The organism is Rathayibacter sp. VKM Ac-2760 (assembly GCF_009834185.1).
Lineage (GTDB): Bacteria > Actinomycetota > Actinomycetes > Actinomycetales > Microbacteriaceae > Rathayibacter.
Genome location: NZ_CP047173.1, coordinates 4,009,061 through 4,033,377 on the forward strand (window position 1 = coordinate 4,009,061; position 24,317 = coordinate 4,033,377).

The window sequence follows — 24,317 nt, forward strand, 5'->3', positions numbered from 1 at the left end:
CTCATCCGAAGAGAACTCGTCGAAGGCCGTCCTGTGGAGGAGCGACGACAGGATTCAGTGCGACGGCGCCGCGCGCCGCTCGAGGAGGAGGACTCCGTCCAGGAGCACGGCGTCCTCGCCGTCCGGGCCGGTCGCGGTCCGCTCGCGGGTCTCGACGACCCGTGGCGTCCACTCCGCCGGATCGAGAGCGAGGGCGGCGAGCTCCTCCTCCGGCGAGGCGAGGACGGGCCCGTCCTCGTGCCGGTGCGAGTGCGCGGACCAGGGCGGCGCGGCGGCGTGCGAGACGATCGCGAGGACGCCGCCCGGCGCGACGAGGTCGGCGGCCCGGCGCAGGATCGGGATCCGCGGCAGCTCCACCATCGAGTGCAGGAAGCTCGAGGCGACCAGGTCGAAGACGCCCTCGACCGGCCAGTCGCCGCCGAGATCCGCCTGGCGGACGTCGATCACGAGGCCCCGGGCGAGCGCCTCGGTGCGGGCGCGCGCGAGTGCCGTCTCGGAGAGATCGAGGCCCGTGACGGTCCAGCCCTGCGCCGCCAGCCAGAGGACGTCGCCGCCCTCGCCGCAGCCCAGGTCGAGGGCGCGGCCGGGAGTCAGGCCGCCGACGAGGTCGACGAGGGTCGCGTTCGGCCGGCCCGACCAGACGCGGTCGGAGTCGGTGTAGCGCGCCTCCCAGTGGTCGCGGGGAGTGGCGTGCTCGCGGGGAGTGCCGTGCTCTCGGGGAGTGGCGTGCTCGGTGCCGTGCTCGTGCTCGCTCATGTCGTTCCCTTCCACGAGCGCGGTGCGTCCGTCCGGCTCCGCTCGAGGATGCCGGACCGCGCGCTCCGGAGCCAGCCGTCGTGCCGCTTCGGCACGAGCTCCTCCCCAGGTGCCGCGGCGGCCGCGCTCTCCACCGATCCTCCGCGACCCCTTCCGCGACACGGCGAGCGCCGATTAGCGTCGGCGGCATGAGCCTGAGCTTCGAAGAGATCATCGTCGACTGCACCGACTTCCGCGCCCTCGGGCACTGGTGGCAGGAGGCGCTCGGCTGGGACGTCGTGGACGAGGACGACGAGGGGATCGAGCTGCTGCCCGCGTCGGGCCGCGGGCCGAGCCTCCTCTTCCTGGACGTGCCGGAGCGGAAGACCGTGAAGAACCGCCTGCATCTCGACTTCGTGCCCGACGATCAGGCGGCGGAGGTCGACCGGCTCGTCGCGATGGGTGCCTCCCGGCTCGACGTCGGCCAGGGCGAGCAGTCGTGGGTGGTGCTCGCGGATCCGGAGGGGAACGAGTTCTGCATCCTCTCGGCGCGGGACTGACGAGGGGCTAGATGCGTATGTATCGATAACTGTCTGAGCATGTCAAGGGTAGAACGATCGTTCTCTGCCCTCTAGCATCGGCTTCGACGTCAGGCCGCCCCGGCCGAGCCGACCCGAGGAGAGAACCGTGGACGCGAAAACGAAGGCCCGCTCGGCCGGCCTCTACGCCTACGCCTACCGGCTCACGCTCTCGGAGTCGATGGCCGCCGCCGCTCTGCACCAGGCCGCGGTCACCCTCCGCTCGGGTTCGCCGCGGTTCGTCGACGAGCAGTCGGCCCTCGAGATCGCGCGGACGGAGATCGGCCGCCACAGCGTCGGACGGCAGGCCGCACTCCTCCCGGCGACGGCGACGGTCGGACTCCGCGAGGACGACCTCGTCCGCACCGCCTTCCACCGGCGCCTGCACGGACTGGCCGCGCTCGAACGCCAGTGCTGGCTTCTGCGCCACACCGGCGGCCACGACGTCGAGGCGATCGCCGGCCTCCTCGACGTCACCGCCGAGCAGGTGCGCTCGGCCCTCAGCACTGCCGCCGCGGTCCTCGTCGCGGGCGAGCTCGCCGATGCCGGGGCGGAGGAGGCCGAGAGCACGGCCTTCTGACCCGCGCTCCGCAGCGGCGGGCGCGGAAGGGGAGGAGCCCGAGGGACGCCGGGTCCAGCCGGCGGCGCCCCTCAGGCGTCTGGGACCGCGCGGACGGCGCTCCCTCGGGAGGCGTCCGGGCGGAGGTTCGCGTCAGTCCAGGTAGTCGATGTCGTCCCAGGGCTCCTGCAGGTCGCCGGTGTCGCGCGCGTCGTCCGGGACCTGGACCTCCTCGAAGATCACCGGCACACCGGTCGAGATCAGCACGCTGACCTGGCGATTGCCGACCACGACGAAGTCGACGAGGCCGCCGCCGGCCTGGGTCGCGCGGGTCGCGGACTCCTTGAGATCGGCGACGTCCGTCCCCTGGGAGAGTCCGTAGGTCTTGCCCTCGATGGTGACGGTGGTTCGGATCATCTCGCGCGTCTGCTCCTCGACTCGGTGCCCCCACAGTACGAATCGCGCGGAAGCGGTGACAGGCCTTGCGGTGGCGGCGGCGGACTGGCTAGCCGCCGCCCGCACGCGCCCCCCGCTCCCGTCAACGGGGGTCCCGCGGAGCGGCCCGGACCGTAGCGTGGCCGACGCACCATCCGCAGAACGCACACCCGCAGAACGCAACGAGGAGGATCAGATGACCGACACGAGCACTCCCGACAACCCCGGCACCACCGACCCCGGCACCATCGACCCGGGCACCATCGACCCGGGCACCATCGACCCGGGCACCGTCGACCCCGACCAGGTCGACCCCGACACCGCGACCGACCCCGAGGGCGACCCCGTCGAGAACCCCTCCGGCTGACTCCGGCCGCCTCCTCCGCGAGATGCCACTTGTGACCGCCATCATCGGCGTGTCGCGTGCACAAGTGGCATCTCGCGGAAGGGGTCAGCGGCAGCGGGTCGCGGGGGACTCCACGGGGAGGGTCGCCGTGACCACGGCGCCGTCGATCGTCGCGCTCGCGGTGACCGAGAGGGACACCGCGGGGACGGCGCGGAGCGGGGTCGGGACCTTCAGCGCGGCCGTCGTGCCCGCGGCGAGCGCCGGCAGCGCAGCGCTGCCATAGGGCGTGCGGACCGAGAGGGCGACCCGCTCGGAGCCGCCGTTCTCGGCCTTCAGAGCGATCACGGCCCGGCCAGCGGCGCAGGTCACCTCCGCGCTGAGACGCACCCGCAGGACGTTCTCGAGCGCGTCGATCGACGCGCTCAGTCCGCGCTCCGCGGCGTCGACGTCCTCCTGCGTCGCGGCCGATCCGGCGAGGACGACGGACGCGACGGCCCGGCTCTCGTCGAGGCGGGCGAGCGACTCCGGAGTCCAGGCGGCGCGGTCGACCGCATCGGCCTCGGCGAGCGCCGCCTCGAGCGCGGCGGTGTCCGCGGCGGAGACGGCGGTGTCGGCGACGAGGCGGACGTCGTCGAAGACGCCCCACGCCCCTCCGGAGAGCGCGAAGTCGGCCGAGATGTCGACGACGCCGTCCGCGCCGACCACGACCGGCACGGTCGTCGTCGCGAAGGAGCTCCACGTCGTGAACGGCAGCGGCGCGCTCGCCGTGCCCGCCGAGGTGGTGGCGCTCAGCGTGCGGACGTCGGTCGCGGGGCTGTTCGTGCCCTGCGTCGTTGCCTGCAGCGTGTACGAGCCGGCCGGCACTCCGGTGACGCTCTGGCGGACCGAGGCCGAGTAGGCGTCGGCGCTCCAGAAGGTGATCGCGTGCTCGCCCTCGGCGGCGTCGCCGGTCTGCGTGCGCGCGGCCGGGCCGGTGAGGGTCCAGGCCGAGCCGTCCGCGCTCTCGAAGCCGGGGTCGACCACGAGGTCAGGAGCCACGACGGTCACCGTCGCCACCACGTCGAGGCCGGTGGCGGTGCGGCCGGGGATCGAGTACTCGCCGGGGCCGCGGATCCACGACACCGCGCCGCTCCAGGTCACCGCGGTGTCCTCGACGGAGCCGTCGTTCCAGCGCACGGCGACGGTCGCGGGCAGCTCGACCGGCTGGCCGTCGACGACGGTGAGCGCGACGGCGTCGATCCCGGTGACGGCGCGGGGAGCGGTCGCACCGGTGTCGACGTAGCGGAAGGTGCGGAGCGATTCGAGCGGGGTGCCGTCGGTCGCGAAGAGCGCCTGGTTGTCCCAGGCGGAGCCGCCGTACGCCTCGCCCACGTGCACCGGGTCGTAGGGGCCGGCGAAGCTGCTGGCCCAGCCGGAGCCGTCGCGCTCCCAGAGCATGCGGTTGTGCTCGACGCTGCTCGGCGGGCCGACCGGGAGCCAGGCCGGCTCCCAGGAGAAGACGCCGATCCCCGCCTCGCCGACGGCCGCGACCGCCGCGATGACGTCGCGGAGCGCGGTGGCCTGGCCCTGGACGCTGATCGGGTAGTCGTCGGTGACGGTCGCCGCGTCGATCACGTTCGGGTAGCCGTCGCCGTCCTCGAGGGTGTGCGCCCACGAGGTCTCGGCGACCATGACCTTCTTGCCGTAGGTGTCGGCGATGCCGCCCAGCACCGCGGTGAGGTTCTCGGGCGAGCCGTGCCAGAACGGGTAGTAGGAGCTGGCGAAGACGTCGTAGTCGACGCCGAACGCGTCGAGGCCGGCGGCGATCGCGGCGTAGCGGCCCGGCGTCTCCGGGTTGGTGAAGTGCACGGCGACCTGCGCGTCCGGCAGCACCTCGCGGACGGCGCTGCTGCCCGCGGAGAAGAGCCCGGCGAGCGTCGCGTCCATGTCGGTCGCGGCGCGGGTGTAGCCGGCCATGCCGTTGTTGGTCTCGTTGCCGATCTGGACCATGTCGACGTCGACGCCGGCGTCCTCGAACGCCTGGAGCGACTCGGCGGTGTAGTCGTGCAGCGCCGTCGTGCGGGCCGCGTCGTCCAGACCGGCCCAGGCCTTGGGCGAGAGCTGGCGGCCGGGGTCGGCCCAGAAGTCGGAGTAGTGGAAGTCGACGAGCAGGCCGAGGCCCGCGGCGGTCGCCCGCTCGCCGATCTCGACGGCGCGCGCGACGTCGACGTCGCCGCCGCCGTAGCCGTTGCCCTCGGCGTCGAACGGGTCGTTCCAGACCCGGACGCGGACCGCGGTGACGCCCTCCTCGGCGAGGACGTCGAAGATGTCGGCGACGGCGCCGGTGGTGTCGCGGAAGACGACTCCGCTCTCCTCGAGCGACAGGACGCTCGAGACGTCGACGCCCTTGACGAAGTCGGGCGAGAGGTCGTCGACGCGATCGACGACGATGCCGGCGGCGACGGGGCCGGCGGGCTCCGCGGCGGAGGCGGTGGCCGCTCCCCCGACGGTGCCGAGGACGGTGGCGACGGCGGCGATCGCGGCGAGGCCCGCGGTTCTGCGTCGGCGTGAGGGCATGGGGTTCTCCTTCGAACTGTGTGCGCTCCCAGTCTGCGGAGGGCCTTCGGAACCGTCAAGTCGGTCCAGCAGATCGACCTGCGTCAATTCACTGTGCTGGATACTGGGAGCGAGCACAGTCGACACCTTCGTGGGGCGGCATGGATCCCCTTGCCCCGCCGCGCTCCGGGTGGGAGCGTCGGTGCCGAGCCGCCGACGCAGAGGAGCGCACCGTGGGAACCCTCGAGATCGATCTGTTCAGCACCGTCGACGGGGTGGCGCAGGCGCCCGGCGGCCCGGACGAGGACCCGTCCGACGGCTTCGCGTTCGGCGGTTGGCAGGCGCCGCTCGTCGACGAGACCGTCGGCGAGCAGGTCCTCGACGGGATGGCCGGCATGGACGCGCTGCTGCTCGGCCGCCGCACCTACGACCTCTTCGCGGGCTACTGGCCGCAGCAGCAGGGGCCGATCGCGGAGCTGTTCAACCGGATCCCGAAGTACGTCGCCTCCCGCGGCGCGCCCGCCCTCGACTGGGTGGGCTCGGTGCAGCTCGGCCCGGACCTGCCCGCCGCCGTCCGCGAGGTGCGCGAGCGCCACTCCGCGGTGCACGTCATCGGCAGCCTCGACCTCGTGCAGACGCTGCTCGCCGAGCAGCTCTTCGACCGGCTGACGCTGTGGCTGCACCCGATCCTGCTCGGCGCGGGCAAGCCGGTGTTCGCGGGAGGGGCGGTGCCGACGAACCTGCGGCTGGAGGAGCCCGCGGTCACCTCCCCGAGCGGAGTGGTGCGGCTGCGCTACGCCCGCGTCGACGGCGTGCCGGGCACCGGGCTGATGACGGCGGAGTGATCGGCGGGTCCGCCATACTGACGGCGTGCAGGACGAGGACGACGAGCGCCGCGATCTCGAGCGCGCGCTCTACGCCCGCCCGAGCGGCGACGACGCCGACGAGTCCCGGCGGCGAGAGGCCGCGCGACGGCTCCGGGCCGAGGCGCCGGACACCGCGACACCGGTCGCCACGCCCGCCCCCGCCGCCTCGGAGGCCGCAGCCCGCGGCCGCCGCTCCGCGCCCGCCCGCTCCCCCGCCACCGCGGCGTCCTCCTCGGTGCGGCGCTCCTGACCGGCGGCCTCCTCCTCGGCGCCGCCGTCGCCTCGGCCGTCTCCGCGGCGACGCCCGAGCCCGTCGCGACTCCGGCGTCCGCGACCCCCACCGCCCGCGCGATCGACCGCTTCGCCGCGATCGTCGAGGGCTGGGAGGTCACCACCGACATCCCCACCGGACTCGCCCTGCTCTCCGGCCCCGCCGAGGTCTACAGCCCCGCCTTCGAGACCACGCAGAACGACCGGCTGCTGCTCGCCGCCCCGAACGGCACCCGGATCTGCCTCGCCCTCGAGCGCCCCGACGGCTCGTTCGCCGCGGGCTGCACGGGCCTCGAGTCGTTCTTCGCCGGCGACGCGATCGACGTGGTCGGCACCGCCACCGGCGAGGACACCCCGGTCTACACCCGCGTCACCCTGCGCCCCGACGGCTCCATCGAGGGCGGCTTCCAGCTCGTGCAGACGGCGGACCCCGAGGCGTGAGCGGCGGGCACCCTGTCGCGAGCGCTCGCCGACGGAGTGATTGCGCGCCACGCTGAGTGTTTTCATAGCAGTCGTACTATTGTTGGTGATCACTTACTTTTCTGCGCGAGGAGGTGCGAATGAGGCTGCAGCGGCCGCTCGGTGTCGTCACGCCGGGAGTCGACGGCGACGTCCTGACGGTCCTCGCGCGCGCCGACGACTGGTTCTCCGTCGGCGAGCTGCGCACCCGCATTGGAGCCCGATCGCTCGAGGGCATCCGGCGGACGCTCGCTCGCCTCGTCGACGAGGGGATCGTCACCGGCCAGACCGTCGGTCGGTCGACGATCTACCGACTCAACCGCTCCCACCTGGCCGCGGGCCCGATCATCGAGCTCGCGCGGCTCGGCGAGACGCTGCACGAACGCCTCGTCTCGACTCTCGAGAGCTGGGAGCAGCGGCCGAGCTACGCGGCTCTGTTCGGCTCGATGGCCCGCGGGGAGATGCGGGTGGACAGCGATCTCGACCTCTTCCTGCAGCAGCCCGACGCGCCGGACGACGCGTGGCACGAGCAGGTGTCGTCGCTCGTGCGCGACGCGCGGGCCTGGACCGGCAACGATCCGCGAGTCCTCGAGATGTCCGAGGGTGAGCTGCGCGACGCCGCCGCCGCCGAACCGGTGCTCCGCTCGATCGCCGACGAGGGGATCCCCCTGATCGGCTCCCCCGTCGCCTTCCGCCGGCTCGTGGGCGCGCGATGACCGCGGACCGCGACGCCGACCCGACCGTCGCCGTCGCCCGGCTCTCGAAGGCGGAGGAGTTCGCCGACACCGCGGCGCTCTTCGTCGGCCCCGACGGCGAGATCGACAGCACCGACGCCTTCACCACGATGGCGGTGCACGCAGGGATCGCCGCGAGCGACGTGATCTGCATCCGGCGCCTGGGACGCTACTCCCCCACCGGCTCGCACTCCGAGGCCGTGGCCCTGCTCCGCCGCGCCGATCCGGACGCGGCGAAGCACCTGGAGCGGCTCCTCTCGCTGAAGACGAAAGGGGGCTACTCGGCGCGGGCGATCACGGCTGCCGAGGCTCAGAGCGCTCAGCGCGCGCATCGCGAGCTCCTCGCCCGCGCTCGACGCGCCTGACAGCCGGCCGATCCGACCTGTCAAGCCTGCGGGGGCGCTCAGAGAAACCGAGGGCGCGGGCGCCAGGATGCGGGGACACCGACCCGATCCGAGAGGCCCCGCCGTGCCCGCCAGCACCAGCACTCCGTCCGACAGCCCCGACGAGTACGACGTCGCCGTGATCGGCGCGGGGCCCGCAGGCACCGCCGCGGCCCTCCGCGCCGCCGAGCTGGGTGCGAGCGTGGTCGTGCTCGAGGCCGGCCGCGTCGGCGGCACCTGCGTCAACACCGGCTGCGTGCCCACGCGCGTGCTCGCGAAGACCGCGCGCATCGTCCGCGAGGCACGCACCGCGGGCGACTACGGCGTCGACGTCGGCACGCCCGTCGTCGACTGGGCCGCGACCGTCCGCCACGTGCACGCCCGGGTCGACAAGGTCCGCTCGATCAAGCGCGAGGCGCAGCGCTTCGAGGAGGCGGGCGTCGTGCTGCTCCACGAGGGCCGCGCGCGCTTCGCCGACGAGAGCACGCTCGTCCTCGACAGCGGCCGCCGGATCCGCGCCCGCTCGATCATGATCTGCGTCGGCGGCCACTCCCGCCGCCTGCCGATCCCCGGCGCCGAGCTCGCGACCGTGCCCGAGGACGTGCTGGCGCTGCCCGCGCTCCCCCGCCGGGTCGCGGTGATCGGCGGCGGCAACACCGGCGCGCAGCTGGTCACGGTGTTCAACGCGTTCGGGTCGGAGGTGACGCTGCTCGACGTGGCGCCGCGCATCCTCACCACCTCGGACGCGAGCATCTCGGAGCACGTGGCCGGCGCCTTCGAGCGCCAGGGCGTGAGCGTGCACCTGGGCATCGAGACCATCGAGCGGCTGGAGCGCGCGGAGGACGGCTCGATCGACCTCACCTGGCGCGAGGGCGGCGACTCCCGCACCGAGGGCATGGACGCCGTGATCATGGCGACCGGCTGGCCCGCCGACGTCGAGGACCTGGGGCTCGAGAACGCGGGCATCGAGGTCGTCCGCTCGGCGATCCCGGCGGATCAGTACTTCCGCACCGTCGTGCCGCACGTCTTCGCGGTCGGCGACGCGAACGGACGCGACATGCTCGTGCAGGCGGCGCAGTTCGAGGCGGAGGCGGCGGCCGAGAACGCGGTGCTGGGCGCGAACCGGCGCACTCCGCAGTTCCTGCTGCCGGCCGGTGGCTTCACCGACCCGGACTACGCGGGCGTCGGCTTCACCCAGGAGCAGGCGCGCGAGCGCGATCCGCAGTGCATCGTCGCGTCGGTGCCGTTCTCGAGCGTCGACCGCGCCGTGATCGACGACCGCGAGGGCGGATTCCTGACGCTGATCGCCGACCGCCGCCGCGAGCTGCTGCTCGGCGCGCACGCCGTGGGCGAGAACGCGATCGAGGTGGTGCAGTCGGTGACGACGGCGATGGCGGCGGGAGTCGACGTCGCGACGCTCGCGAACGTGCGGTTCGCCTACCCCACCTACAGCGCGGTGATCGGGATGGCGGCGCGGGCGCTGCTGGCCGAGCCGGCGCGGCCGGCCGAGCTGGACTGAGCGCGGCTACCCGATCGCGGGCCGGGGCGCCAGCCCTCCCCGCGGATCGCGAGGGCTCCGAATGATGGAGAGCGGGCACTTCCGCCCGCCGCCCCCGAGAGGAACCACCGTGCCGATCCCCGCTGTCGACTACGCCCACATCCGCCTGACGGTCCGCGACATCGCCGTCTCGCGCGCCTTCTACGACTCCGTCTTCGGCTTCGACGTCGCCTACGAGGCGCCGCCCGCGGATGCGCCCGAGGAGCAGAAGGAGCAGCTCGCGTTCCTGTTCGGCGGGCTGATCTACAAGTTCCCCGGCGGGCTGCTGGGCCTGCGCCCCGTCGCCGACGCGGGCGACCGCTTCGACGAGGACCGCGTCGGCCTCGACCACCTCAGCTTCGCCGTCGCCGACATCGACGCCTTGAAGTCGGCCGCCGCCGCGCTCGACGAGCTCGGCATCGCACACGAGCCGATCAAGGACACCGGCGGTGAGAGCATCCTCGAGTTCCGCGACCCCGACAACATCGCGCTCGAGATCACCTCGCCGAGCTGATCCTCCCCGCTGGTCGAGCAGCCCTCGGAGAGGGGCGTCTCGAGTTCTTGCTGGTCGGTAGCCCGGCAGGGGCGTCTCGAGTTCTTGCTGGTCGAGTAGCCCCGGAGGGGCGTATCGAGACCCACGCCTCTGCAGGACGGTGGATCTCGATACGCCCGCTGCGCGGGCTACTCGATCAGCATGCGGCGGGCGCGCCTCTCACGGGCGGCGCCACAGGTACGGGGTCGTCGTCGAGACGCGCAGCAGACCCGAGCGCTCGAGGATCGGGCGCGAGTACTCGGTCGAGTCGCTGTGCACGAGCGTGCGGCCGGCCTCGAGCGCGGAGACGGCGCGGGCGGCCGTGAGCGCGCGGTAGATCCCGCGCCCGCGGTACTCCTCGAGCACGGCGCCGCCCCAGATGCCGACGACCTCGGAGCCGAGGACCGGCTCGAGCCGCCCGCCGCCGACCATGCGCCCGTCGGCCTCCGCGACCCACAGCTCCATGCCGTCGCCGCGGGCGAGCCGCGCGACGAGCGCGTCGGCGATGTCCGTGTCGACGTCCTCTCCGAACGCGGCGTCGATCATCGCGCTGAAGGCCCGCACGTCCGGCTCGTCGACGACGCGGCGCAGGGTCGCGCCGTCGGGGACCGGAGCGTCTCGGGTCAGCGCCTCGAGCGGGCCGATCATGATCGACTCGGTCTCCTCGGCGGCGAAGCCGTGCCGCAGCAGCGCCTCGTGCAGTCCGGGCGCCCGGTCGTGGCCGCGGGTCTTCCACTCGACCTTGCGGATCTCCGCGTCGGCGTCGAAGTGCGCGCGGGCCGCGGCGACGAGGTCGTCGATCGCCGCCTCGTCCGCCTCGCCGAGGTCGCGGTAGGTGACGAAGCCGCGCCCGCCTGCGAAGGTGACCAGCCGGAGCGGGCCGACCAGCGTCACCGCGACGGCGCTCGGCGTCTCGGCGTCGGTGCGGAGCTGCTCGTCGTAGACGCGCAGGTAGTGCGCGCGGAGGTCGTCGAGGTCGGTGCTGGTGGTCATCCCGCCACGCTACGGGTGGCGGCGCTGCAGAACATCAGCTGAGACGGACTCTCATCCACGATGGGCGATGACAGGGGGTCTCAGCTGATGCCGTGTCGCCGACCTCGGGTGGAGTGAAGGCGGGCGCTCGTCGACGGGCGCCGGATCTCGATACGCCCTCTTCGAGGGCTACTCGATCAGCAAGAGGGCGGTCAGCCGGTGACGCGGCCGATCAGGTCCTGGATGAAGGGGATGACGTCTCCGGCCTGGTCGACGCTCGCGAAGGCGGTGGCGAGCAGCGGCCAGAGCGAGCCGACGAGGGTGGCGATCACGGCCGCGACCGCGGCGACCCAGGCGAGGGCGGCGTTGCGGGAGACGAACGCCAGCGCGAGGAAGGCCAGGGCGACCAGGTAGCTGAGCACGATCGAGAGGGTGATCGCGCCGACCGGGACGTCGAGGACGCCCGCGGTCGTCGCGTCGGCCGCCCCGATCAGGCCGAGCACCGGGAGCAGCACGCCGACGACGATCAGGAAGCTGACGACGACGCCGGTCGCGAGGGCGGCCCACGCGGCGCGGGGCTTCCGGCGCGAGCCGTAGGAGCGGGTGGGCACGGCCTACTCCGACCCGCGGCGCTCGGCGACGGCGACGTCGGCATCGGCGTCGGAGGAGGCGTCGGCGTCCACCGGCTCGACCTCGACGCGGACGACGAACTCGGCGGCGGGCGCATCGGCGGTCACGACGACGGTCTCGACGGAGTCGGCGTCGGAGTCGGAGTCGGAGTCGCGGGTCTCGGCGGCCGGCCGCGTGGCGACCTCGTCGGACAGCGAGTCCGCGGTGGCGTCCGACTCGGCGGCGCGGTCGGCGGCCTCGTCGAGGCGGTCCGACGCGTCGTCGAGCGCGTCGGCGGTCCGCTCGCGGGCGGTGTCGAGCGCGGCAGCGCCCTTCTCGCGGGCGGAGTCGAGGGCGGCGCCGCCCTTCTCGCGGGCGGAGTCCATCGCATCGCCGGCCTTCTCGACCAGGGACGGGCCGTCCTCGCGCTCGGAGCCGGGCACCTCGATCGGGTCGAAGGGGCCGTGCACGTCGGTGACGTTGACGTTGACGACGACGTGCTCGCGGGTCAGCTGCGCGGCGGCCTTGCCGACCTGCTCGCGGACGGCGTCGATGACCTCCTGGACGGGGCGCGGGTACTCCGACACCAGGTCGAGGTCGAGGACGAGGGCGCCGTCGACGCGGGCGATGCTCACGCCGGGGCTCGTGCTCGTGCCGAGCACGGCGCGGGTCGCGCGGTCGAGGGTGCGGGCGGCGGTGCCGCCGAGGTGGTGGACGCCGGTGACACCGGCGGTGGTCTCCGCGGCGGCGGTCGCGAGCAGTCGCTCGATCGACTCGTCCTCCGGGTGCGCGCCGTCGATGGCGCGGAGGTCGTTCGTTCCGACGGTGTCGGTCATGGGGTACTCCTCAGTGGTCTTCCGGCCCTCCCGAACGGGAGGGCCGGATCGTACGGTGCGGCGGGTGCGCGGCACGGGGCGGCGCGGACGCCGCTACTGCACGCGAGCGCTGCTGCTCATCCTGGTGCGGATCCCGCTGACGATCTGGATCACCACGGGGGTCTCCTCACCGAGGACGGCGTCCCAGCGCTTCACCGCGTCGTCGATCGCGCGGCGGGTCCGCATCGGCGAGACGCCGCGGCGGGTGTGCGCGGTGACGCGGAGGACGGTGCGGTGCTTGACCTCGAAGGCGGTGACGTCGAGCGCGACGATCGAGGGATCGTGCGACAGCGCCTCCTCGAGGACGTGCTCGGCGACCTTCGCGTCGATGGTGACGGAGCCGCCGGTCGGCGTGCCCGAGCCGGAGCCCGAGCCCACGCGCAGCAGCGTCGAGGTGCGTCCCCGGCCCTGGCGCACGATGAAGCGCACCAGCAGCAGGATCAGCACGAGGGCGACGACGGCCGTGACCCAGAGGATCCACGGCTGCCCGCCGGAGAGGGCGTCGCTGGTGGGCTGCGTCGCGTCCTCCGCGCCGGTGGAGACCGTCTGCTGGATGTCGGGGAACAGCGCTCCGGCCGCGACGGCACCGCCGGCGAGCAGGAGCACGAGGCCCACGACGAACAGGAGGAGGCGGTTGAGGAACCGGTTGGTGGTGGTCATCGGACCGTCCCCTTCTCGGACAGGCGCACGCGCGCCGTGAGCTTCGGGCTGACGTCGTAGCCGGCGAGCTCGGCGTCGACCGCCTCGCGGATGCTGCCGACGTCGAGGCTGCGCCCGGAGGTGCGGCCGACGGTGACACCGGCCGTGCGACCGCCGATCGACACCGACACCTGGTCGGGGTCGACGTCGCCGGCGAAGGCGGCGGTGCGGGCGAGGCTCTGCGCGATCACGCGGTCGTCGATGACGGCCGCAGTGCGATCGGCGACGGCGCGGCGACGGCCGCGACGACCCGGGGAGAACGACACGACGATCAGGACGAGCCCGATCACCGCGGCGACCGCTCCGCCGGCCACGATCAGCGCGACGGGAGCGCTCGCGGCGCCGAGCACCGCGGCCGCTCCGTCCTGCGGGGCGACGAGCAGCGCGGGCTGCCCGAGGGCGGCGAGCACCGCCTCCGTGCCCAGCCACGCGAAGACGAGGATGAGCAGGACTGCGAGGACGATCGCCGAGGTGGAGCGGGACGAGGTGATCTCGCGCCGGACGAGGCGGTTGTACAGCGCCGTCGGATTCTGGGCCGTCGGGTTCTGCACTGCGGAGTCGCTCACGAGACTCTCCTTCGCTCGCGCAGGTCGGCTCCGGTGATCCGGAGGTCGACGCGCCCGATGGTGGACCCGGTCAGCTCGAGGCAGCGGGTGCGGATGGTGGACTGGGCCGTGCTGAGACGGCTCAGGAGGGTGCCGGAGCGGCGGTCCCCCTCGCCGAGCGGACGGATGCGCAGGGGGGCCTGCGCGGTGACGTGCAGCTTCCCCCCGTCGTCGTCCAGCTCGACCGAGACGTCCGACGCGTCGACGTCGAGCGCCTCCGCGGTGACGGCCGACACGACCCTGCGCACGGCGCGCGAGGTGATCGTCGTGCGGCCGTGGCGGGCCTGGTCGGCCATCACCGCCGCGGTCACGAGGACCGCCGCCCGCGGAGGGTGTCGGCGAGCGAGCTCAGGTCGAGCTTGCCCTCGACGACGCGGCCGACGCCAAAGCCGATGGCCATGGCGAGGGCGACCCAGAGGAGCGCCCAGAAGCCGAAGATCAGGCCGGTGATCGCCAGGACGGCGCCCAGGACCAGGCCGAGACGGGAGGGAGTCACTTGACGCGGCTCTCGGTGTCCTCGTCCTTGTCGTCCGAGGGGATGTAGACGTCGGCGACGGTCACGTTGACCTCGGTGACCTCCATGCCGACGACCGAGGAGATGGCCTCGGAGACGGCGGAGCGGATGCTGTCGGCGAGCTTCTGCAGCGCGACGGGGTACTCGGCGACGACGGTGATGTCGGCGGCGACCTGCTTCTCGCCGACCTCGACGGAGATGCCCTGGCCGCGGTCCTGCGCGTTGATCGCGTTGCGGATGGCGCCGATGGCGCGGGCGGCTCCGCCACCGAGGTCGTGCACGCCGGCGACCTGGCGGGCGGCGATGCCGGCGACCTTCTCGACGACGCCGTCGGCGATGGTGTTCTTGCCGGTCGAGGTCTCGGTGCCGTGCTTCGCCGTGGTGGTGGCGACGGTGCTGGGGGTGACGTTGGTCATGATGCTCTCCCTGGTAGAAGGTGATGCGCGACTCGGTCGCGGTGACGACGATCCGTCGCACATGAATCAGACGTGCGGGCCGCCGGAATCGTCCCGGCGGATCAGCGAGTGCGCAGGAAACGCCGAGCGCCGACGCGCTCCGCGGCCAGCGCCGTCCACAGCCCGCCCGGTTGCGCGGCAGATGTCGGCGAACCTGCACTCGGTGGCGCCGGCGGAGCCGGGTGGCACCGCGACAGCGCCGATCGAGCTGTTTTGTATACCGGACAGAGCGGCTCGAGGAGCTCTGCTGACCTTCTCTCCGGATTCCACGGCCCTGTGCGCAGGTTGTAGCATGGGCGAAACCTGCCGGAAACGGTGTTCGGGATACAAAAGAGGAGTCCTCGCGGTGACCATCACTCTGGAGCCGCTTCCCCCCTCGCCCTGCTGGGAGCTACACATGACTGCTGTATCCCGCACCACCGCTCCGCCCGCTTCAGGCCACACGGTCGCCTCCGTCCTCGATTCGATCGGCTTCACCCGCGCGCAGTTCTGGATCTTCCTGCTGATCCTGGCCGGGGAGTTCTTCAACACCCTCGAGCAGAACTCGGTGGGTGCCATGGGCAGCCACATCAAGGAGACGCTGCAGATCGGCGACATCCAGCTCACGACGATCAACACCGCCACGGTCATCGGCGGACTGATCGGCCGCCTGCTGGCCGGCTACCTCGCCGACCGCTACGGCCGCCGCTTCTCGCTCAGCCTCAATCTGCTGATCTACACGCTCGGCGGACTGCTCAGCGCCGTCGCGATGAACTACGAGATGCTGCTCGTCAGCCGCCTCATCGTCGGCATCGGCATCGGCGGCGAGTTCATGATCGGACTCGTCATGCTCTCCGAGATGGTCTCCACCCGCTTCCGCGGCACCGCGATCGGCGCCGTCAACGTCGGCGCCGGGGGCCTCGGCAACTTCCTCTCCTACGGCCTGTTCCTGCTGCTCCTCGGCCCGCTGGAGACCCCGCTCGGCGGCCCCGACTCCGTCTGGCGCTGGTCGTTCGTGATCCTCGCGGTCCCCGCGCTGCTGGTCGTCTTCTACCGCCGCAAGCTGCCGGAGACGCCGCGCTGGCTGCTCTCCCAGGGCCGCACGGAGGAGGCGAACCGCTCGCTCGCGATCCTCGCCTCGAACTCGCTCACCCCCACCACCGACCGACCGCCCGTCGAGCTGTCCCAGGACGACCTGCCGCCCGTGCGGATGTCCGCCTCGCCCGCCGCCGTCTTCAGCCGCCCGGTGATCCGCCGGACCGCCGCCCTCGGCGTCGCGTCCTGGATGGCCTTCGGCTCGCAGGTCACGCTGAACTTCCTGATGCCGACCCTGCTGGTCGAGCGCGGCTACTCCGTCTCGGAGAGCCTGCTCTACACGATGATCATGAACATCGGCTCGCTCCTCGGAGCGACGACCGCGGCCCTGATCGCCGGTCGCGTCGGCCGCCGCACGGCCGTCGGCGCCGCCGGAGTCCTCGGCTGCCTCACCGCGCTCGCCTTCGCCGCCTTCGGCAACGGCACCGGCGCGATCCTGGTGCTCGGCGCGCTCTTCCAGTTCTTCACGATGGTGACCAACACCACGCTGGCCACCTGGACCGCCGAGATCTTCCCGACCGCGATCCGCGCCTCCGGCGCCTCGATCGTGAACGGCATCGGCAACATCGCCGGAGCGGTCATGCCGTTCCTCGCCGTCGCGCTCTACGGCTCGTTCGCCTTCGCCGGAGTCTTCGGACTCGCCGCGGTGATGTACGCGGTGCTCGTCATCGCCTCCCGCTTCGCCCCGGAGACCCGCGGGCGCTCGCTCGAGGACGTCAACGAGAACGCGATCGCCGCCGCCGCCCACTGACCCACCCCGCGCCCCCGGTGCTCCGGCACCGGGGGCGCGACCATCCACCCGGACAGCACCTCAAGGAGCACCATGGACACCCTGAACGTCTCGGCCACCGCCAACGGACTGAACTACCTCCCCGAGTACGTCGCCGACGTCGGCGGACTCTTCGCCGAGCGCGGCCTGGCCGTCACCGCCACCGCCTGCGACCCCTGGACCGGAGTGCTCGACGACCTCGACTCCGGCGCCGCGGACCTCGCCCTGGGCGGCCTCTGGGTGCCCGGGATGTACGCCGGCACCAGCCGGAAGCTCACCGTCGTCGGCCAGCTCAACCACCGCTTCCCGATGACGATCGTCGCTCGCGAGGGCTCCGGACCGGTCGGGCTCGACTGGCTCGCCGGCAAGGTCGTGCTCGCACCGGGCGCCGGCGGCAGCGCGCCGTTCGAGTTCACCGCCGGGCTGATCCGCGAGGCCGGACTCGACGTCTCGGCCACCCGCTGGGGGCGCGACCTGTCCACCGCGATGATGCTCGAGCTCTACCGCGACGGCCTCGGCGACGCGATCGTGCTCGACCTGCTCTCGGCGAAGGAGCTCGTCGCGGCCGGCGGCGGGCAGATCGTCTTCCGCCACCTCGACGCGGGCGTGATGCCCAACAGCGTCTACTACACCCGCACCGACCGGGTCGACGAGCTCGCCGACCGCACCGAGCGCTTCGTCGACGCGATCGAGACGGCGATGCAGCGGATCACCGCGGGCGAGGCCGGCGCCGAGATCGACGCCGTGCTCGCCGCGCGCTGGCCGGACCGCGACCCGGCACTGCTGCGCGAGGCCGCCGACGAGATGGCCGCGGGCGGGGTCTGGGACACGACCGTGATCGACGAGGCCGCGTCCGACCGCTGGATGCGGATCCTCGCCGAGGCCGGGCTCGTCACGAGCGCCCCGTCGCTCGCCGAGCTGACCGGCCGCGCGACGGTCGGCGCGCGCTGATGACGCTCGTCCTCGCCTCCGACCAGATCGCCGGGCTGCTGCCGGACGTCGACGTGCTCGGCGCGGTCGAGCAGGTGTTCGCCGATCTCGGCTCCGGGGCGCTGCACCAGCCGGCACCGGCGGCCCTCGCCGGCGGGTACGACGGGCTGATCCTGCCGATGGCGGTCAGGTCCGACGCGCTCGGGCTCGCCGCCGTGAAGCTGATGGCGGATCTGCCGGGGAACGCGACGCGGGGGCTGCCGACGCAGCGCTCGACGATCCTCGTCACGTCGCTGCTGACCGGGGAGTGCGTCGCCGTGCTCGACGGCGCGCTGATCACCCGGGCGCGCACGGCCGCCGCCTCCGCGGTCGCCACGCGGCACCTCGCGCGGGCGGACAGCCGGGTCCTCGGGCTGATCGGCGCCGGGAACCTCGCCGTCGCGCACGTCCGCGCGCTGCAGGCGGTGCGCGATCTCGACGAGATCGTGGTCTGGTCGCGCTCGGAGTCGACGCTCGACCGGTTCGAGGAGGCGGTCGAGCGCCCCGTGACCCGCGCCGCCGATCCGCGCGCGGTCGCCGAGCGCTCCGACGTGCTCTGCACGCTCACGCCGTCGGTCGACCCGATCGTGCGCGGGGCCTGGCTGCACGCCGGTCAGCACGTCAACGCTGTCGGCGCCCGGCCCCGGCCGGAGCACCGCGAGCTCGACGCCGCCGCGATGGCGCTCGGGACGCTCGTGGTCGACAGCGCGGCGACGGCCCGCGCGAAATCCGGCGACCTCGTCCGCGCGATCGCGGAGGGCGCGCTCGACGCGGCCGCCGACCTGCGCGAGCTGGGCGACGTCGTGGCCGGCAGCGCGCTCGGCCGCGTCTCGGCGGAGGAGCTCACGGTGTTCGACTCCGTGGGGCTCGCCGCGCAGGACCTCGCGGTCGCCGCCGCGCTGATCGACCTCGCGCGGCGGCGCGACGCGGGCAGCGAGATCCGGCTGTCCGGGGTCCCCGCGGGGGCGAGCCGCTGATGCGCATCGCCGTCGTCAACTGCAACACGACCGCGTCGATGACCGAGACGGCCGCCGCCCGCGCCCGGCTCGCCGTCGGGCCGGGCACCGAGATCGTCGCGGTCACGCCCGGCTGGGGCGTCGCGTCGGCCGAGGGCTGGTACGACAGCTTCCTCAGCGCCGCGGCCGTGCTGCACACCCTCGAGCGGCTCCCGGCGGACATCGACGGCGTCGTGATGGCCGGCTTCGGCGAGCACGGCCGCGAGGGCGCGCGCGAGCTGCTCGAGGTGCCGGTCGTCGACATCACGGAGGCGTCGGCGCATCTCGCGATGCTGCTCGGCCGCCGCTACGGCGTCGTCACCACGGTGCGCCGCGCCGTCGGCCAGATCGAGGACAGCCTCACCACCGCCGGCCTGATCGCGCACTGCGCCGCGATCGAGGACACCGGGCTCGGCGTCCTCGAGCTGGACGAGGATCCCGAGGCCACCCTCGACGCCTTCGTCGCGGCCGGCGAGCGGGCGATCGCCCGCGGCGCCGAGGTGATCTGCCTCGGCTGCGCGGGGATGGCGGGGCTCGAGGAGCACGTCGGCGCGCGGCTGCCGGTGCCGGTCGTCGACGGGGTCGCGGCCGCGGCGGCGCTCGTCGAGACCCTCGTCCGCCAGGGGCTCGCGACCAGCCGGATCGACAGCTACGCCCGGCCGCTGCCGAAGGCGCGGAGCTGGCCCGGCGGGTGAGCGTGTTGAATGGTCGCGCCGGGCCGGAGCCGCGCACCGGCGTCGCGAGGAGGACCGCCATGACACTCGCCTCGACCGAGGAGTCGGAGTCGCTCGCGAGCCAGACCTACCGCACGCTGCGCCGGGAGATCATCCTCGGCCACTACCCGCAGGGCTCGCGGCTCGTCGAGGCGTCGCTCGCCACCGAGCTGCACGTGTCGCGGCTGCCGGTGCGCGAGGCCGTGCCGCAGCTCGCGAACGAGGGCTTCGTGCGGATGCTGCCGCGTCGCTCCACCCGGGTCGCCCAGTGGAGCGTCGCGGACGTCGTCGAGCTCTTCGACGTACGGCTCAGCCTGGAGACCCTCGCCGCGCGACTGGCCGCGCAGGCCGTCGCCGCCGGGGCGCCGCTCCAGCCGCTGCTCGACGCGATCGACGCCGAGCACCGCGCCCTCGACAGCGAGGACTGGCTCGAGGTCGCCGAGACGTCCACGGTGGTGCACGAGGCGATCGTCGAGGTCGCCGGCAGCGCCCTGCTCACCTCGCTGATGCGCGCCGTCACCGGCCGGATGACCTGGCTGTTCTACCTCACCAGCGCCCGCGACCAGCGCCAGCAGTCGGACGAGCACCACGGCCTGCTCGACGCGATCCGCTCGGGCAACGACCGGCTCGCCGAGTCGATCGCCTTCACCCACATCGAGAAGGGCCGCGCGCCCTCCCTCGCGATGATCGGCGGTCGACCCTAGCGACGCAGGGTGTGGCTCGGCAGCTCCTCGAAACGGGCCTGGTACGCGCTGGCGAATCGGCCGAGGTTGCCGAAGCCCCACTCGCGGGCGACGGCGGCGACGGTGGTCGAGCAGGGGTCGCCGGCGGTGAGGTCGTGGCGGGCGCGGTCGAGGCGGACGTCGCGCAGATAGACCGAGGGCGAGACGCCGAGGTGGCGCTGGGTCGCCTGCTGCAGGGTGCGGGTGTGGAGGCCGGCGGCGCGCGCGGCGTCGGCGGGCGTGATCGGCTCGTGCGCGTGGTGCTGCAGGAAGTCGAGGGCGACGCGGGTGCGGGAGGCGGAGGGGCGGCGCAGCACGGCGGGCACGTCCCAGGCGCGCCAGCGGAAGAGCAGCAGCAGCGCTCGGGCGAGGTTGAGCTCGGCGGTGAAGCGGACCAGCGGGGCGATCGCGGCGCTCGCGAGGGCGGCCGTCGCGTCCGACACCGCGGTGCGCCAGCGGGCGAGCACGCCGGGGTCGGCGTCGGCCTCGTGATCGAAGGAGACGGGCTGGCGGGGGCCGGAGTGCGACTCGGTCGCGACGTCCTCGAGGAAGCCGGGCGCGAAGTGGACGAGGCTCTGCCGGTGCGGCTGGAAGGCCAGCCCGAACTGGCGCTCGGAGGGCAGCAGGAACGGTGCGGAGGCGGCCCCGGTGCGGGTGAACGGGCGCAGGTTGAGCTGCCCGCCACCGGCGCGGAACCAGCCGACGACGTACTCGCGCAGGTGCGGGACCTCGCCGGTGAGCGCGCCCGCGCAGTCCGAGGTGCGCAGCGTCACGCGCTCGCTGCCGCGGTAGGCGTAGCGGAAGGAGAAGCCGCGGGCGGCCGGCTCGACGCGGAAGGAGCCGCTGTACGCGTCGGCGTAGACCGCGGACGCCTCGGCGGGATCGGAGCCGGCGGCCTCGAAGCGCCGCTCGGCGCTCGGCGAGGAGTCGCCGCCCGCGCCGAACGGGCTGCCCATGGTGAAGGTCGATCCGTTCGGTGCCGGAGGCGGGGTGGTCTGCATGCGCGGGGTTCTCTCGGGGTCGGGGAGGTCGGAGTCGGTCGGGGAGGGTGTGCTCGTGGCGGTGCCGGTCCTCGGGCTCCACAGATGTAGACGGGTCCAGGGCCGGAAACGTCACGGATCCGCAGTTCGCTCGCATTGCGGCCACCCGATTGGGCGCCGGAGGAGGAGGCTGGTAGGCATTCGGAGCGGCGCCTGCAGAGAACGAGCGCAGGCGCGGAACGACGGTGGAACGGCGGGAGGTGGCGATCGTGGAGGCTGCGCTGCCCGAGGACCCCGCGCTGCCCGACGATCCGCTGCTGCACGCCTCCGATGCGACGCTCGCCGCGCGCGCGGTCGACGGCGACATCGCCGCGTTCGAGCAGCTGGCCCGGCGCCACGGCGCGCTGATGCGGGTCTACGCGGCGAAGCTGCTCGGCTCCGAGGCGGAGTCGGACGACGTGGTGCAGGAGGCGTTCCTCACCGGCTGGCGCCGCCTCGGCGACCTCGACAGCCCCGCGCACGTCCGCAACTGGCTGATGCGGATCGTGTCGCACAAGGCGATCGACCGGATCCGGGTGCGCCGCCGCCACGACGACATCGACGACTGGGACCCGCCCGCTCCCGCCGAGAACTCCCCCGAGCGCATCGTGGAGGCGCGGCTCCAGCTGGACGCCGTCTGGGAGGCACTGGACCGATTGCCCCCCGATCAGCGACGCTGTTGGCTGCTCCGGGAGACCGCCGGCTACAGCTACCAGGAGATCTCCGACGCCCTCGAGCTCCCCGTCTCGACGGTCCGCGGCCTGCTCGCCCGAGCCCGCCGTTTCCTGCTCCACGAACTGGAGGCATGGCGATGATCGACGCAGACGACGCCGTGCCCGAGGGCGACGACGTGCCCGAGGACGACCTCGACGGCCACACGATGGAGGAGCTGGGCGACTACCTCGACCGCGGACGCACCCCGGTCGATCCGTCGATCGAGGGCTCGGCCGCCTGCCGGCTCGCGCTCGCGAACCTCACCCGGCTGAACGAGCTGTCGGCGCGGGCGCTGCGCCGCCGCGCCGATGCGGAGCCGGACCGCGACGAGGTCTGGATCGCGGGGCTGCTCGACGCGATCCGCGCCGAGGTGCGCTCCGGGCGGGACGTGCCGATCCGCCACCCCGACCCGACGCTGCGGCTCGCGCTGACCGAGGCGGCGGTGCGCGGGATGATCCGCCGCGCCGGCGACACGATGGGCGGCGTGATCATGGGCCGCTGCACGCTCGACGGCGACGTGGCGACGCCGGGCGCCGTGATCCGCGTCGACGTGACCTGCGCGCTGGAGTTCGGCGTGCCGGTCGCGGGTGCCGCGGACCGGCTGCGCGAGCGGATCCGCTTCGCCCTCGAGCGCCACACCGAGCTCGTCGTCGGCGCGATCGACGTCACCGTCGACGACGTGTACCCGGGGAACGAGGACGACGCATGACCGACGACACCGCTCTCTCCCAGCGCTTGACCGCGGCGATCCGCGAGCTGGAGGGCGTCACCGGCGTCTACCCGGCGCAGCCCGTGCTCGAGGCGGCCGCCGACGCGATCGCGGTGAAGCTGGCGCTGCGGCAGCCGGACGTGCTCGTCGACATCGACCGCTCGGAGGGCTTCACCACGGTGAGCGCCCACATCGCGGCGACCGCGGCGCTGCCCGCGCCGGAGACGCTCCGCACGGTCGGCGAGGAGCTCCGGCGCCTGCTCGACGCGGAGCCGTCGGTGTCCGGGCCGCTCGCGGTGAACGTGAAGGTGCGGCTGATCGAGGACTCGGGGCGCGCCGCGGAGTAGCGGCCGCCTGGTCTTGCGCGGGTACGCGCGCTTCAGCGCCGCCAGGCGGGCCAGTCGGGGTCGTGGCCGGGCCAGATCTCGACGCCGGGCTCCGCCGCGAGGTCGGCGAGGCGCTCGACGGAGCGCTGGGCCGCGTCCGCGTCGCCGGGGCGCGCGGTCCAGCCGCAGGCGGTGCGCTCGTCGAGGTTGCGGCGCAGGTCCGCGGCGTCGCAGGCGAGCACGATCGAGCGGTCGGCGAGGTCGATCCGGAACGACTGGTGCCCGGGGGTGTGGCCGCGGGTGTCGAGCGCGGTGACGCCGGGGGCGAGCGCGGTGTCGCCGTCGAGGAGCAGCACGCGGACGTCGGCGTCGAGGAGGTCGGCGGGGACGACGGTCTCGCGGCGGCCGAGGCCCTCGCCGAGCCACTCCCACTCCCGCCGCTGCAGCGCGACCGGGGTGCCGGCCGGGGCGAGGCGGAGACCGCCGGTGTGGTCGAGGTGCAGGTGCGAGAGGGCGACGAGGGCGAGGTCGCTCCAGTGCAGGCCGGCCGCGGCGATCCCCTCGGCGAGCGCGTCGCCCGGCGGGACGACGGCGGTGTAGCTCTCGTAGTCGTAGTGCGCGGCGCGCTGGGCGGCGTCGCGGACGCGGTCGAGGTGGAAGCCGCCGTCCACGAGGATCCACGCGCCGCCGAGGTCGATCGCGGCGCCGGTGACGGGCTCGAGGAGGAAGCGGGCGGGGTCGCCGCCGCGGACCGAGATCGACTCGGCGATCGGCTCGTAGCCGAGCACGAGCGGGACGAGGCGGAGCGGGTGGGAGAGCGGGAGGGCGCCCGTCCAGTCCTCGACGTTCATGCGGTCCTCCTGGGCTGCTCCGATTGGATCCAATATAGTCGTTTGTGAATCCATCTACTTCGCACGAGACGAGGGCTCACATGACCGGCGCCATCCCGATCAACATCCCGATCACGACCGAGATGCTCCACTGGGGCCGGCGGCCGACCTACGAGATGGTCGAGCAGATCGTCGACGGCTACCCGTCCGACGTCTCGCGCTGGCTGATCGGCGCGCACACCGGCACGCACGTGGACGCGCCGTCGCACTTCGTGCCGGGCGCCGCGACCGTCGACGAGATCGCGCTGGAGAACGTGGTCGGGCCGGTGCGGGTGCTCGACCTGCGGCACGTGGCGGAGGAGATCACGGACGAGGACCTCGTCGCGGCCGGGGCGGAGGGGGCGGTGCGGGTGCTCTTCCGGACCCGCAACTCCACCGATGCGCTCACCCGCGCCGAGAAGTCCGAGACCTGGGTCGGCCTCGCACCGAGCGGCGCGCGCTGGCTGGTCGAGCACGGCGTGCTCTTCGCGGGCCTCGACTACATGACGATGGAGGCGCCCGCGCACACCGAGGAGTGGCCGACCCACGTGATCCTCTGCGGCGCCGGCGTGGTGATCCTGGAGAACGCGGACCTTTCGCGGGTCGAGCCCGGCGACTACCTGATGGTCTGCCAGCCGGTCGCGTTCGAGGGCCGCGAGGCCGCGCCCGCCCCGACGGTCCTGCTCCCCCTCCCGTGAGCCGCCCGCCGCGAGATGCCACTTGTGCGCGCTTTTCACGGC

The 24,317-nt window shown here is 73.6% G+C and carries 31 protein-coding genes; 18 read left to right on the forward strand and 13 right to left on the reverse strand.

Annotation, left to right across the window (positions count from 1 at the left end):
- Window positions 1-54 precede the first annotated feature (54 nt).
- Complete coding sequence (locus tag GSU72_RS18380) at window positions 55-756, reverse strand: class I SAM-dependent methyltransferase (protein WP_159986331.1); 702 nt, start codon at window positions 754-756, stop codon at window positions 55-57.
- Window positions 757-944: 188 nt separating this feature from the next.
- Here GSU72_RS18380 and GSU72_RS18385 point away from each other — a divergent pair, with 188 nt between their 5' ends.
- Both GSU72_RS18385 and GSU72_RS18390 read left to right on the forward strand, forming a co-directional pair.
- A complete protein-coding gene (locus tag GSU72_RS18385) occupies window positions 945-1,295 on the forward strand; it encodes a VOC family protein (protein WP_159986332.1) in 351 nt (116 codons plus the stop codon).
- A gap of 127 nt (window positions 1,296-1,422) precedes the next feature.
- Entirely contained in the window at window positions 1,423-1,893 is a 471-nt protein-coding gene (locus GSU72_RS18390) for a hypothetical protein (protein WP_159986333.1), read from the forward strand.
- Window positions 1,894-2,025: 132 nt separating this feature from the next.
- On the opposite strand, the gene GSU72_RS18395 is transcribed toward GSU72_RS18390, so the two are convergent.
- Complete coding sequence (locus GSU72_RS18395) at window positions 2,026-2,289, reverse strand: hypothetical protein (RefSeq protein ID WP_159986334.1); 264 nt, start codon at window positions 2,287-2,289, stop codon at window positions 2,026-2,028.
- Between the two features lie 214 nt (window positions 2,290-2,503).
- On the opposite strand from GSU72_RS18395, the gene GSU72_RS18400 reads away from it, so the two are divergent.
- The gene (locus GSU72_RS18400) at window positions 2,504-2,674 is read left to right on the forward strand and encodes a hypothetical protein (RefSeq protein ID WP_159986335.1); all 171 of its coding nucleotides are present in this window, start codon (window positions 2,504-2,506) and stop codon (window positions 2,672-2,674) included.
- A gap of 84 nt (window positions 2,675-2,758) precedes the next feature.
- Here the strand turns inward: GSU72_RS18400 and GSU72_RS18405 are convergent, their stop codons facing one another.
- A complete protein-coding gene (locus tag GSU72_RS18405; protein WP_159986336.1) occupies window positions 2,759-5,209 on the reverse strand; it encodes a glycosyl hydrolase 53 family protein in 2,451 nt (816 codons plus the stop codon).
- Between the two features lie 212 nt (window positions 5,210-5,421).
- Here GSU72_RS18405 and GSU72_RS18410 point away from each other — a divergent pair, with 212 nt between their 5' ends.
- The 6 genes from GSU72_RS18410 (at window position 5,422) to GSU72_RS18435 (ending at window position 9,951) form a co-directional block, all read left to right on the forward strand.
- The gene (locus tag GSU72_RS18410; RefSeq protein ID WP_159986337.1) at window positions 5,422-6,033 is read left to right on the forward strand and encodes a dihydrofolate reductase family protein; all 612 of its coding nucleotides are present in this window, start codon (window positions 5,422-5,424) and stop codon (window positions 6,031-6,033) included.
- A 25-nt stretch (window positions 6,034-6,058) separates the two neighbouring features.
- Window positions 6,059-6,304, forward strand: a complete 246-nt coding sequence (locus tag GSU72_RS18415; protein ID WP_159986338.1) for a hypothetical protein — start codon at window positions 6,059-6,061, stop codon at window positions 6,302-6,304.
- A gap of 580 nt (window positions 6,305-6,884) precedes the next feature.
- On the forward strand, window positions 6,885-7,499 hold the full coding sequence (locus GSU72_RS18420) for a nucleotidyltransferase domain-containing protein (protein ID WP_159986339.1): 615 nt from the start codon (window positions 6,885-6,887) through the stop codon (window positions 7,497-7,499).
- Window positions 7,496-7,882, forward strand: a complete 387-nt coding sequence (locus GSU72_RS18425) for a hypothetical protein (protein ID WP_208545103.1) — start codon at window positions 7,496-7,498, stop codon at window positions 7,880-7,882. Before GSU72_RS18420 ends, GSU72_RS18425 begins: the two co-directional genes overlap by 4 nt.
- A gap of 103 nt (window positions 7,883-7,985) precedes the next feature.
- The gene (locus tag GSU72_RS18430; protein ID WP_244255882.1) at window positions 7,986-9,419 is read left to right on the forward strand and encodes an NAD(P)/FAD-dependent oxidoreductase; all 1,434 of its coding nucleotides are present in this window, start codon (window positions 7,986-7,988) and stop codon (window positions 9,417-9,419) included.
- Window positions 9,420-9,528: 109 nt separating this feature from the next.
- Window positions 9,529-9,951 (forward strand): VOC family protein, encoded by a 423-nt coding sequence (locus GSU72_RS18435; RefSeq protein ID WP_244255883.1) that lies wholly within the window; start codon window positions 9,529-9,531, stop codon window positions 9,949-9,951.
- A 198-nt stretch (window positions 9,952-10,149) separates the two neighbouring features.
- Here GSU72_RS18435 and GSU72_RS18440 read toward each other — a convergent pair whose 3' ends face one another.
- From GSU72_RS18440 to GSU72_RS18475, 8 genes are all read right to left on the reverse strand, one after another.
- Complete coding sequence (locus GSU72_RS18440; protein WP_159986341.1) at window positions 10,150-10,962, reverse strand: GNAT family N-acetyltransferase; 813 nt, start codon at window positions 10,960-10,962, stop codon at window positions 10,150-10,152.
- 191 nt (window positions 10,963-11,153) lie between these two features.
- The gene (locus GSU72_RS18445; protein ID WP_159986342.1) at window positions 11,154-11,552 is read right to left on the reverse strand and encodes a hypothetical protein; all 399 of its coding nucleotides are present in this window, start codon (window positions 11,550-11,552) and stop codon (window positions 11,154-11,156) included.
- A gap of 3 nt (window positions 11,553-11,555) precedes the next feature.
- Window positions 11,556-12,386, reverse strand: a complete 831-nt coding sequence (locus GSU72_RS18450) for an Asp23/Gls24 family envelope stress response protein (protein WP_159986343.1) — start codon at window positions 12,384-12,386, stop codon at window positions 11,556-11,558.
- Between the two features lie 93 nt (window positions 12,387-12,479).
- Complete coding sequence (locus GSU72_RS18455; RefSeq protein ID WP_159986344.1) at window positions 12,480-13,085, reverse strand: hypothetical protein; 606 nt, start codon at window positions 13,083-13,085, stop codon at window positions 12,480-12,482.
- On the reverse strand, window positions 13,082-13,690 hold the full coding sequence (locus tag GSU72_RS18460) for a hypothetical protein (protein ID WP_244255884.1): 609 nt from the start codon (window positions 13,688-13,690) through the stop codon (window positions 13,082-13,084). The genes GSU72_RS18455 and GSU72_RS18460 overlap by 4 nt, the downstream gene beginning before the upstream one ends.
- The gene (locus GSU72_RS18465) at window positions 13,687-14,040 is read right to left on the reverse strand and encodes a hypothetical protein (protein ID WP_244255885.1); all 354 of its coding nucleotides are present in this window, start codon (window positions 14,038-14,040) and stop codon (window positions 13,687-13,689) included. The genes GSU72_RS18460 and GSU72_RS18465 overlap by 4 nt, the downstream gene beginning before the upstream one ends.
- Window positions 14,037-14,225, reverse strand: coding sequence for a hypothetical protein (locus tag GSU72_RS18470; protein ID WP_159986345.1), 189 nt, complete (start codon window positions 14,223-14,225; stop codon window positions 14,037-14,039). The genes GSU72_RS18465 and GSU72_RS18470 overlap by 4 nt, the downstream gene beginning before the upstream one ends.
- Complete coding sequence (locus tag GSU72_RS18475; protein ID WP_159986346.1) at window positions 14,222-14,659, reverse strand: Asp23/Gls24 family envelope stress response protein; 438 nt, start codon at window positions 14,657-14,659, stop codon at window positions 14,222-14,224. The genes GSU72_RS18470 and GSU72_RS18475 overlap by 4 nt, the downstream gene beginning before the upstream one ends.
- Before the next feature lie 436 nt (window positions 14,660-15,095).
- Between GSU72_RS18475 and GSU72_RS18480 the strand changes: the two genes are divergently transcribed.
- The 5 genes from GSU72_RS18480 (at window position 15,096) to GSU72_RS18500 (ending at window position 19,922) form a co-directional block, all read left to right on the forward strand.
- Window positions 15,096-16,523 carry an MFS transporter gene (locus GSU72_RS18480; RefSeq protein ID WP_244255886.1) on the forward strand — a complete coding sequence of 476 codons (1,428 nt, stop codon included), beginning with the start codon at window positions 15,096-15,098 and terminating at the stop codon, window positions 16,521-16,523.
- A gap of 72 nt (window positions 16,524-16,595) precedes the next feature.
- Window positions 16,596-17,492 (forward strand): ABC transporter substrate-binding protein, encoded by an 897-nt coding sequence (locus tag GSU72_RS18485; RefSeq protein WP_159986347.1) that lies wholly within the window; start codon window positions 16,596-16,598, stop codon window positions 17,490-17,492.
- On the forward strand, window positions 17,492-18,487 hold the full coding sequence (locus GSU72_RS18490; RefSeq protein ID WP_159986348.1) for an ornithine cyclodeaminase family protein: 996 nt from the start codon (window positions 17,492-17,494) through the stop codon (window positions 18,485-18,487). The genes GSU72_RS18485 and GSU72_RS18490 overlap by 1 nt, the downstream gene beginning before the upstream one ends.
- A complete protein-coding gene (locus tag GSU72_RS18495) occupies window positions 18,487-19,200 on the forward strand; it encodes an aspartate/glutamate racemase family protein (protein WP_159986349.1) in 714 nt (237 codons plus the stop codon). Before GSU72_RS18490 ends, GSU72_RS18495 begins: the two co-directional genes overlap by 1 nt.
- Window positions 19,201-19,259: 59 nt before the next feature.
- Entirely contained in the window at window positions 19,260-19,922 is a 663-nt protein-coding gene (locus tag GSU72_RS18500; protein ID WP_159986350.1) for a GntR family transcriptional regulator, read from the forward strand.
- Here the strand turns inward: GSU72_RS18500 and GSU72_RS18505 are convergent.
- On the reverse strand, window positions 19,919-20,941 hold the full coding sequence (locus tag GSU72_RS18505; protein WP_159986351.1) for a helix-turn-helix domain-containing protein: 1,023 nt from the start codon (window positions 20,939-20,941) through the stop codon (window positions 19,919-19,921). The genes GSU72_RS18500 and GSU72_RS18505 overlap by 4 nt on opposite strands.
- A gap of 248 nt (window positions 20,942-21,189) precedes the next feature.
- Between GSU72_RS18505 and GSU72_RS18510 the strand changes: the two genes are divergently transcribed.
- The 3 genes from GSU72_RS18510 to GSU72_RS18520 are packed head-to-tail and all read left to right on the forward strand — an operon-like array spanning window position 21,190 to window position 22,729.
- Entirely contained in the window at window positions 21,190-21,774 is a 585-nt protein-coding gene (locus GSU72_RS18510; RefSeq protein ID WP_244255887.1) for an RNA polymerase sigma factor, read from the forward strand.
- Window positions 21,771-22,382 carry an Asp23/Gls24 family envelope stress response protein gene (locus tag GSU72_RS18515; protein WP_159986352.1) on the forward strand — a complete coding sequence of 204 codons (612 nt, stop codon included), beginning with the start codon at window positions 21,771-21,773 and terminating at the stop codon, window positions 22,380-22,382. The genes GSU72_RS18510 and GSU72_RS18515 overlap by 4 nt, the downstream gene beginning before the upstream one ends.
- A complete protein-coding gene (locus GSU72_RS18520) occupies window positions 22,379-22,729 on the forward strand; it encodes a hypothetical protein (RefSeq protein WP_159986353.1) in 351 nt (116 codons plus the stop codon). The genes GSU72_RS18515 and GSU72_RS18520 overlap by 4 nt, the downstream gene beginning before the upstream one ends.
- A gap of 32 nt (window positions 22,730-22,761) precedes the next feature.
- Here the strand turns inward: GSU72_RS18520 and GSU72_RS18525 are convergent, their stop codons facing one another.
- A complete protein-coding gene (locus GSU72_RS18525) occupies window positions 22,762-23,559 on the reverse strand; it encodes an N-acyl homoserine lactonase family protein (RefSeq protein WP_159986354.1) in 798 nt (265 codons plus the stop codon).
- 80 nt (window positions 23,560-23,639) lie between these two features.
- Between GSU72_RS18525 and GSU72_RS18530 the strand changes: the two genes are divergently transcribed.
- On the forward strand, window positions 23,640-24,275 hold the full coding sequence (locus GSU72_RS18530) for a cyclase family protein (RefSeq protein ID WP_159986355.1): 636 nt from the start codon (window positions 23,640-23,642) through the stop codon (window positions 24,273-24,275).
- Window positions 24,276-24,317: the final 42 nt, after the last annotated feature.

Coding starts and splice junctions, on each gene's coding strand:
- GSU72_RS18380 (WP_159986331.1), bottom strand. CDS start 756: ATGAGCGAGCACGAGCACGGCACCGAGCACGCCACTCCCCGAGAGCAC.
- GSU72_RS18385 (WP_159986332.1), top strand. CDS start 945: ATGAGCCTGAGCTTCGAAGAGATCATCGTCGACTGCACCGACTTCCGC.
- GSU72_RS18395 (WP_159986334.1), bottom strand. CDS start 2,289: ATGATCCGAACCACCGTCACCATCGAGGGCAAGACCTACGGACTCTCC.
- GSU72_RS18400 (WP_159986335.1), top strand. CDS start 2,504: ATGACCGACACGAGCACTCCCGACAACCCCGGCACCACCGACCCCGGC.
- GSU72_RS18405 (WP_159986336.1), bottom strand. CDS start 5,209: ATGCCCTCACGCCGACGCAGAACCGCGGGCCTCGCCGCGATCGCCGCC.
- GSU72_RS18420 (WP_159986339.1), top strand. CDS start 6,885: ATGAGGCTGCAGCGGCCGCTCGGTGTCGTCACGCCGGGAGTCGACGGC.
- GSU72_RS18425 (WP_208545103.1), top strand. CDS start 7,496: ATGACCGCGGACCGCGACGCCGACCCGACCGTCGCCGTCGCCCGGCTC.
- GSU72_RS18440 (WP_159986341.1), bottom strand. CDS start 10,962: ATGACCACCAGCACCGACCTCGACGACCTCCGCGCGCACTACCTGCGC.
- GSU72_RS18450 (WP_159986343.1), bottom strand. CDS start 12,386: ATGACCGACACCGTCGGAACGAACGACCTCCGCGCCATCGACGGCGCG.
- GSU72_RS18455 (WP_159986344.1), bottom strand. CDS start 13,085: ATGACCACCACCAACCGGTTCCTCAACCGCCTCCTCCTGTTCGTCGTG.
- GSU72_RS18475 (WP_159986346.1), bottom strand. CDS start 14,659: ATGACCAACGTCACCCCCAGCACCGTCGCCACCACCACGGCGAAGCAC.
- GSU72_RS18480 (WP_244255886.1), top strand. CDS start 15,096: ATGACTGCTGTATCCCGCACCACCGCTCCGCCCGCTTCAGGCCACACG.
- GSU72_RS18485 (WP_159986347.1), top strand. CDS start 16,596: ATGGACACCCTGAACGTCTCGGCCACCGCCAACGGACTGAACTACCTC.
- GSU72_RS18490 (WP_159986348.1), top strand. CDS start 17,492: ATGACGCTCGTCCTCGCCTCCGACCAGATCGCCGGGCTGCTGCCGGAC.
- GSU72_RS18495 (WP_159986349.1), top strand. CDS start 18,487: ATGCGCATCGCCGTCGTCAACTGCAACACGACCGCGTCGATGACCGAG.
- GSU72_RS18500 (WP_159986350.1), top strand. CDS start 19,260: ATGACACTCGCCTCGACCGAGGAGTCGGAGTCGCTCGCGAGCCAGACC.
- GSU72_RS18505 (WP_159986351.1), bottom strand. CDS start 20,941: ATGCAGACCACCCCGCCTCCGGCACCGAACGGATCGACCTTCACCATG.
- GSU72_RS18515 (WP_159986352.1), top strand. CDS start 21,771: ATGATCGACGCAGACGACGCCGTGCCCGAGGGCGACGACGTGCCCGAG.
- GSU72_RS18520 (WP_159986353.1), top strand. CDS start 22,379: ATGACCGACGACACCGCTCTCTCCCAGCGCTTGACCGCGGCGATCCGC.
- GSU72_RS18525 (WP_159986354.1), bottom strand. CDS start 23,559: ATGAACGTCGAGGACTGGACGGGCGCCCTCCCGCTCTCCCACCCGCTC.
- GSU72_RS18530 (WP_159986355.1), top strand. CDS start 23,640: ATGACCGGCGCCATCCCGATCAACATCCCGATCACGACCGAGATGCTC.